Here is a 7,052-nt window from a genome sequence, read left to right as displayed (position 1 = left end):
GCGCCGCCACCGCCCCCAGCGCGAGCGCCGCGGCCACGCCGCTTGCGTCGGCAATGCCACCGGCGGCGATCACGGGCAGATGCACCGCCCGCACGATTTGCGGCAGCAGGGCGAACGTGCCCATCTGCGTGGTGATGTCGTCGTGCATGAACATGCCCCGATGGCCACCAGCCTCCAGGCCCTGGGCAATGATGGCGTCGGCACCATGGGCTTGTAGCCACAGCGCCTCGTCTACCGTGGTGGCCGAGGCCAGCACCCGGCTGCCCCAGCTTTTCACGCGGGCGAGCAATTCGGGTGCGGGCAGACCAAAGTGGAAGCTCACCACCGCAGGCCGGTAGGTTTCGATCAGGTCCGCCACCTCGGCGCTGAACGGCACCCGACCCGCGCCCGGCGCGATCTGGCCTTGGTCAATCCCGGCTTCTGCGTGGTAGGGCGCGAGCGCCCGCAACCAGGCGGCATCGCGCGCCGGGTCGGGCACGGGCGGCGTGTGGCAGAAGAAGTTGAGGTTGTAGGGGCCTTCTGTTCCCGCGCTCAGGGCGGCGAGCTCCCGCTGCAGGGCCTCGGCCGACAACATGGCGCAGGGCAGTGCGCCCAGACCACCGGCATTGCTCACCGCAATGGCCAGCGCAGCGCCTTGCACGCCAGCCATGGGTGCTTGCAGTATGGGAAGTTTTAGACCGAGTTGGGTGTGCCAGGACGTCATGACGGGCATTGTCGCAGCCGCCAGAAAACCCGTTGGCTGGTCGTCTCGCAGATCAGGGTAAACCCTTTGTATCGTTGGCCGGAAAAACATTTAACATATTAAATAAATGACGACCACAACCCCATTTGTCCACCGCAACCTGCCGCGTTTGTTGCTGGAAGCCCGCGAAGCCGTGATGCAGCACACCCGGCCCAGCCTGCGCGAGCACGGCTTGTCGGACCAGCAATGGCGGGTGCTGCGGGTGCTGGGCGAACACGCGGGTGACGCGGCGGGAGTGGAAACCGGCCGTGTGGCGCGCGATGCCTTTCTGCTCGGCCCCAGCCTCACCGGCGTGCTCACCCGCATGGAGCGCGATGGTTTGATTTCGCGCAGCCGTTGCCCGGTGGACGCGCGCCGCACCGTGGTGCGTGCCACGCCGCAAGGCCTGCAACTGGTGGAGCGCCTGTCCGAGGCGATCGAAGCGCACTACGACTGGATGGAGCAGCGCCTGGGCAAAACCCAGCTGAGCGCGCTCTACGCCTTGCTCGATGGCGTGATCGCGCTGGAGCCGCCGGTGCTGGCCACACCCGAAGAATGAACCTGAAAGACCCCGCATGACCCCGACTTGGATGCCGCACGGCACGGTTTACGGCAGCCTGCTGAACTTCCAGCGCGAAACCGCGCTGTGGGCCGAGCGCATGGCGCAACCACCCTACAAAGCACCGCCGCAGGCGCCGGTGCTCTACATCAAGACCGCCAACACCTTCACCCCCAGCGGTGCGCGCATCGCCATGCCGGCGGGCACAACCGCGCTGGCGGTGGGCGCCACGGTGGGGCTGGTGATGGGTGCTGTGCGCGACGGCTGCGCCCGGCCCGACCTGGCCAGTGTGGCGGGCGCCGTGCTGCTCAACGACTGGTGCGTCCCGCACGACAGCTACTTTCGCCCGGCGGTGAAAACCCGTTGTGGCGACGGCTTGCTGGGCGTGGGCGGTAGCTGCGTGCCGCTGGCGCAGCTGCCGCCGTTGGCGAGCTGGCAGCTGGAGGTGCGGATCAACGGTGTGTTGCGCCAGACCGTGCGCCTGGCCGACCTGGTGCGGCCCGCCGCGCAGTTGCTGGCGGACGTGGGCACATGCATGACCCTGCGCCCCGGCGACGTGCTGATGCTCGGCACCGATTGCCTGGACGACGGCAGCCGACCTTTGGCACAGGCCGGTGACACCGTCGAGGTGTCGGCCCCGGGCTTGCAGCCGGTGGTCAACAGCCTCGTGGGAGCGTCGGCATGAAGCGCGCACGCATTGCCTGGGCCGGTGCGGTCCACGACGCGGTGGAACACGACGGCGCGTTGAAACTGCTGACGCCCGCGTTTCGCGGTCGCGTGGTGGCATTCGACGAAGTGGTCTGGTTGCCACCACTGGTGCCCACGCTGCGGGCCCGCACCATTCTGGCGTTGGGCCTCAACTACGCCGACCATGCGAAAGAGCTGGAATTCAAACCGCCGGTGGAACCGCTGGCCTTTCTCAAAGGCGAGGCCTCGCTGATCGGTCACCGGGCCTTCACCGTGCGGCCCGATGGCGTGCAATACATGCACTACGAGTGCGAGCTGGCTGTGGTCATCGGGCGGGAGACCCGGCGCGTGAAGAAGGCCGACGCGCTGGACTTTGTAGCGGGTTACACCGTGGCCAACGACTACGCGATCCGCGACTACCTGGAAAACTGGTACCGGCCCAACCTGCGCGTGAAAAACCGCGACACCTGCACGCCCATCGGCCCCTGGTTGGTGGACGCGGCCGATGTGCCCGACCCCATGAACCTGGCGTTGCGCACCACGGTCAACGGCAAAGTCACCCAGCAGGGCCACACGCGGGACATGATTTTCGACGTGCCCACGCTGATCGAATACTTCAGCGCCTTCATGACGCTGATGCCCGGCGACCTGATCCTGACCGGCACGCCCGATGGCGTGGTTGATTGCCAGCCCGGCGACGTGATCGTGACCGAGATCGATGGCATCGGCGCCCTCGTCAACACCATCGCCGAGGAACAAAGGGCGCCAGATCCCGATTCAGGGCAGTGACCTTGCCGGATAGCAGTTCCTTCAAACGAAATCGGGCTCTGACCCCCTTTGTGGTCTGACCGGAGAAAGACAAGCATGCAAATCAAGCACCTCATCAACGGCCAATCCGTTGCCAGCCGCGACACCTTCCAAACCACCAACCCGGCCACGCAAGCCGTGCTGGCCGAAGTGGCGGCGGGTGGCGAGGCAGAAGTCAATGCCGCGGTTCAAGCCGCGAAAGACGCCTTCCCCAAATGGGCCGGTCTGCCCGCCACCGAGCGGGCCAAAAAAATCCGTGCACTCGGCGATCTGATTGCGAAGCACGTGCCCGAGATCGCGCAACTGGAAACCCAGGACACAGGGCAGACCATTGCACAAACCGGCAAGCAGCTGATTCCCCGCGCGGCCGACAACTTCTCTTATTTCGCCGAAATGTGCACCCGCGTGGATGGTCACACCTACCCTACGCCCACGCACCTGAACTACACCCTGTTCCATCCGGTGGGCGTGTGTGCGCTCATCAGCCCATGGAACGTGCCCTTCATGACCTCGACCTGGAAGGTCGCGCCTTGCCTGGCGTTCGGCAACACGGCGGTGCTCAAGATGAGCGAGCTCTCGCCGCTCACCGCCGCGCGCCTGGGCGAGCTGGCGCTGGAGGCCGGTATTCCGGCCGGCGTGCTCAACGTGGTGCACGGTTTTGGCAAAGACGTGGGCGAGCCCCTGTGCGCCCACCCCGATGTGCGCGCCATTTCCTTCACCGGCTCCACCGCCACCGGCAACCGCATCGTGCAGAGCGCGGGTTTGAAGAAGTTCAGCATGGAGTTGGGCGGCAAGAGCCCGTTCGTGGTCTTCGACGACGCCGATCTGGAGCGCGCGCTCGATGCCGCCCTTTTCATGATCTTCAGCAACAACGGCGAGCGCTGCACGGCGGGCAGCCGCATCCTGGTGCAACAAAGCATCTACGCCGACTTTGTGGCGAAGTTCACCGAGCGCGCCAAGCGCATCGTGGTCGGCGACCCCTTGGATGAGAAAACCACCGTCGGCCCGATGATCAGCCAGGCCCATCTGGCCAAGGTGCGCAGCTACATCGAGCTGGGCCCGAAAGAAGGTGCGACCATGCTGTGCGGCGGTATCGACCGCCCGAGCTACGCGCCCGAACTGGCGGCCAATGTGCAAAAAGGCAACTTCGTCTGGCCCACGGTGTTCGCCGATGTGGACAACCGCATGCGCATCGCGCAAGAAGAAATTTTTGGCCCGGTGGCCTGCCTGATCCCGTTCAAGGACGAGGCCGACGCGATTGCGAAAGCCAACGACATCGCCTACGGCCTGTCCAGCTACGTGTGGACCGAGAACATCGGCAAGGCGCACCGCGTGGCGGCCGCCGTCGAAGCCGGCATGTGTTTCGTCAACAGCCAGAACGTTCGCGACCTGCGCCAACCTTTCGGAGGCACCAAGGCCAGTGGCACGGGGCGCGAAGGCGGCACCTGGAGCTACGAGGTCTTTCTGGAACCCAAGAACGTGGCGGTGTCCATGGGCAGCCACCACATCCCACACTGGGGAGTCTGAGCATGGGCAAACTCGCACTGGTCGGCAAGATCACCCACGTGCCATCGATGTACCTGAGCGAGCTGCCCGGCCCGCGCCAGGGCACGCGGCAAGCGGCCATCGACGGCCATCTGGAAATCCGGCGCCGTTGTCTGGAGCAGGGCGTGGACACCATCGTGGTGTTCGACACGCACTGGTTGGTCAACGCGAACTACCACATCAATTGCGCGCCCCATTTCCAGGGCAACTACACCAGCAACGAGTTGCCGCACTTCATCAGCAACATGGCCTACGAAATCCCGGGCAACCCGGCGCTCGGAAAGCTGCTGGCCCAGGTGTGCAACGAACAGGGGGTGGAAACGCTGGCCCACGACGCCACCACGCTCGCACCCGAATACGGCACCCTGGTGCCCATGCGCTACATGAACGCCGATCAACACTTCAAGGCGGTGTCGGTTTCGGCCTTGTGCATGGCGCACTACCTGAACGACAGCGCGCGCCTCGGTTGGGCCTTGCGCAAAGCCGTGGAAGACCACTACGACGGCACCGTGGCCTTTCTTGCGAGCGGCTCCTTGAGCCACCGCTTCGCGCAAAACGGTTTGGCGCCCGACTACGCCCACCGCATCTGGAGCCCCTTCCTGGAAACGCTGGACCGGCGCGTGGTGCAGATGTGGCAGCAGGGCGAGTGGAAAGACTTTTGCGAGATGCTGCCCGAGTACGCGGCCAAGGGCCACGGCGAAGGCTTCATGCACGACACCGCCATGATGCTGGGCGCCTTGGGCTGGAGCGAATACGAAGGCCAAGGCGAAGTGCTCACACCGTACTTTGGCGCTTCGGGCACGGGTCAGATCAACGCTGTGTTCCCGGTCACGCCGGTCAGCGGCGCGGCCATCCCAAGGCCCCAGGCTTCCCGTGCCGACGGCTACACCTCGATCGCCACGCGGCTCTGAACACCCGACCCACCATGCCCCACCTCGTCATCCTCTACACACCCAATCTGGACCAACCCGCCGCCGAAGGCGGTGCGGACATGCGCGGTTTGTGCCGCGCCTTGTGCGACGCCATGCTCACCGTGCACGACGAGCAAGACCGGCAGGTCTTTCCCACCGGCGGCACGCGCGTGCTGGCCTACCCGGCCACCCATTTCGCCCTGGCCGATGGCGGCGCGGCCGGTGAGGCCGCAGGCCAGGGTGGCGACTACGCCTTTGTGTACCTGAACCTGCGCATGGCCAAGGGCCGCAGCGCGTGGGTGCACCAGCGCGTGGGCGATGTGCTGAACGCCTGCGTGAAAGAACGCTTCGCCGAGCAGCTGCGGCAACGCCCGATCGGCATCACCTTGCAGGTGGACGAAGGCCACGAGGTCTTCGATGGCAAGAACAGTTCCTTGCACCCGCTTTTCCAGAAGAAAGTCTGAAGACCCCATGTTCAGCCCCGAACTCATTGCCGAACTGGCCGCCGAACTGCGGCAATCGCAACGCACGCGCACGCCGGTCGAACATTTTTCCAAACGCTTTTCCGGCATGACGGTTGAAGATGGCTACCGCATCGGTCGCGCCTGGGTAGCGCTCGAGAAGGCCGCCGGCCGCAGCGTCATCGGCCACAAGATTGGCCTGACCAGCCGCGCCATGCAGATCAGCAGCCAGATCGACGAGCCCGACTACGGCACCCTGCTGGACGACATGCTCTACACCGCGCAGGCGGGTCAGGTGCTGGATATTCCGGTGGCGAACTTCATCGCGCCGCGCGTGGAAGTGGAACTCGCCTTTGTGCTGAAAGCGCCGCTCCAAGGACCAGGCGTCACGCCGGAACAGGTGCTGGCCGCCACCGCCTATGTGACGCCGGCCATCGAGATCATCGATGCGCGCATCGAACAATTCGACCGCCACAACAAAACCATGCGCAAGGTGTTCGACACCATCAGCGACAACGCCGCCAACGCCGGTATCGTGCTCGGCGCGGGCGACCCGGCCTACCGCGCCGACCCGCTCACCACCGATCTGCCCTGGTGCGGCGCGGTGCTGCGCTGCAACGGGGTGGTGGAAGAAACCGGCCTGGCCGCCGGCGTGCAAGGCCACCCGGCGATCGGCATTGCCTGGCTGGCCAACAAGCTGGCACCCTGGGGCGAGTCGCTGCAGGCGGGCCATACCGTGCTGGCGGGTTCGTTCACCCGGCCCGTGGCCGCGAAAGCGGGCGACCTGTTCGAAGCCGATTACGGCGCGCTGGGTTGTTTGAAGTTCCGTTTTGTCTGAGCGCCACTTGCTTGCTCAATCCCCCTCTCCATTCCGCTCCCCGTGCACATGCAAACACCCACCAACTCCTTCAAGCAAGCGCTGCAGGAACGCCGACCCCAGATCGGCTTCTGGCTCGGTCTGGCCAACGCCTACAGCGCCGAAATCTGTGCCGGTGCCGGCTTTGATTGGCTGCTGATCGATGGCGAACACTCGCCCAATGGTTTGCAGGAACTGCTGGCCCAGGCGCAAGCCATTGCGGCCTACGCTTCGCATGCGATTGCCCGCGTGCCCGAAGGCAACGCCGCGCTGATCAAACAATACCTCGACCTGGGCCTGCAGACCCTGCTGGTGCCCATGGTGGACAGCCCGGAGCAAGCCGCTGAACTGGTGCGCGCCTGCCGTTACCCGCAGGACGACGGCCTGGGTGGCGTGCGCGGCATGGCCGGAGGGCGCGCCTCGCGCTGGGGGCGCTATGCGAACTATGCGAAAGAGGCCAACGAGCAGGTGTGTCTGCTGGTGCAGGCAGAAACCCGCGAGTCGC

Annotated in this window: 9 protein-coding genes; 8 read left to right on the top strand and 1 reads right to left on the bottom strand. The window is 65.5% G+C overall.

The genetic code is table 11. The features are described from left to right. The coding region (locus tag ABYB95_RS13645; RefSeq protein ID WP_372659107.1) for an NAD(P)H-dependent flavin oxidoreductase at positions 1–703 on the bottom strand (703 nt) is incomplete at its 3' end. A 106-nt stretch (positions 704–809) separates the two neighbouring features. Here ABYB95_RS13645 and hpaR point away from each other — a divergent pair. The 8 genes from hpaR to ABYB95_RS13605 all read left to right on the top strand — a co-directional run. Next, on the top strand, positions 810–1,280 hold the full coding sequence (hpaR, locus tag ABYB95_RS13640) for a homoprotocatechuate degradation operon regulator HpaR (protein WP_372659106.1): 471 nt from the start codon (positions 810–812) through the stop codon (positions 1,278–1,280). Between the two features lie 16 nt (positions 1,281–1,296). Then, positions 1,297–1,965, top strand: coding sequence for a fumarylacetoacetate hydrolase family protein (locus ABYB95_RS13635; RefSeq protein ID WP_372659105.1), 669 nt, complete (start codon positions 1,297–1,299; stop codon positions 1,963–1,965). Further along, complete coding sequence (locus ABYB95_RS13630; RefSeq protein ID WP_372659104.1) at positions 1,962–2,756, top strand: fumarylacetoacetate hydrolase family protein; 795 nt, start codon at positions 1,962–1,964, stop codon at positions 2,754–2,756. The genes ABYB95_RS13635 and ABYB95_RS13630 overlap by 4 nt, the downstream gene beginning before the upstream one ends. A gap of 75 nt (positions 2,757–2,831) precedes the next feature. Next, positions 2,832–4,301 carry a 5-carboxymethyl-2-hydroxymuconate semialdehyde dehydrogenase gene (gene hpaE / locus ABYB95_RS13625; RefSeq protein WP_372659103.1) on the top strand — a complete coding sequence of 490 codons (1,470 nt, stop codon included), beginning with the start codon at positions 2,832–2,834 and terminating at the stop codon, positions 4,299–4,301. A 2-nt stretch (positions 4,302–4,303) separates the two neighbouring features. Next, positions 4,304–5,230, top strand: a complete 927-nt coding sequence (gene hpaD / locus ABYB95_RS13620) for a 3,4-dihydroxyphenylacetate 2,3-dioxygenase (protein ID WP_372659102.1) — start codon at positions 4,304–4,306, stop codon at positions 5,228–5,230. Positions 5,231–5,244: 14 nt separating this feature from the next. Continuing rightward, on the top strand, positions 5,245–5,694 hold the full coding sequence (locus tag ABYB95_RS13615; RefSeq protein ID WP_372659101.1) for a 5-carboxymethyl-2-hydroxymuconate isomerase: 450 nt from the start codon (positions 5,245–5,247) through the stop codon (positions 5,692–5,694). A 7-nt stretch (positions 5,695–5,701) separates the two neighbouring features. Next, the gene (gene hpaH, locus ABYB95_RS13610) at positions 5,702–6,529 is read left to right on the top strand and encodes a 2-oxo-hept-4-ene-1,7-dioate hydratase (protein ID WP_372659100.1); all 828 of its coding nucleotides are present in this window, start codon (positions 5,702–5,704) and stop codon (positions 6,527–6,529) included. A 48-nt stretch (positions 6,530–6,577) separates the two neighbouring features. Next, the coding region (locus ABYB95_RS13605; protein ID WP_372659099.1) for an HpcH/HpaI aldolase/citrate lyase family protein at positions 6,578–7,052 on the top strand (475 nt) is incomplete at its 3' end.

The organism is Hydrogenophaga sp. (assembly GCF_041633695.1).
Lineage (GTDB): Bacteria > Pseudomonadota > Gammaproteobacteria > Burkholderiales > Burkholderiaceae_C > Hydrogenophaga.
The sequence above is the reverse complement of the archived record's forward strand: the minus strand, read 5'-3'. Positions and strand labels throughout refer to the sequence as shown.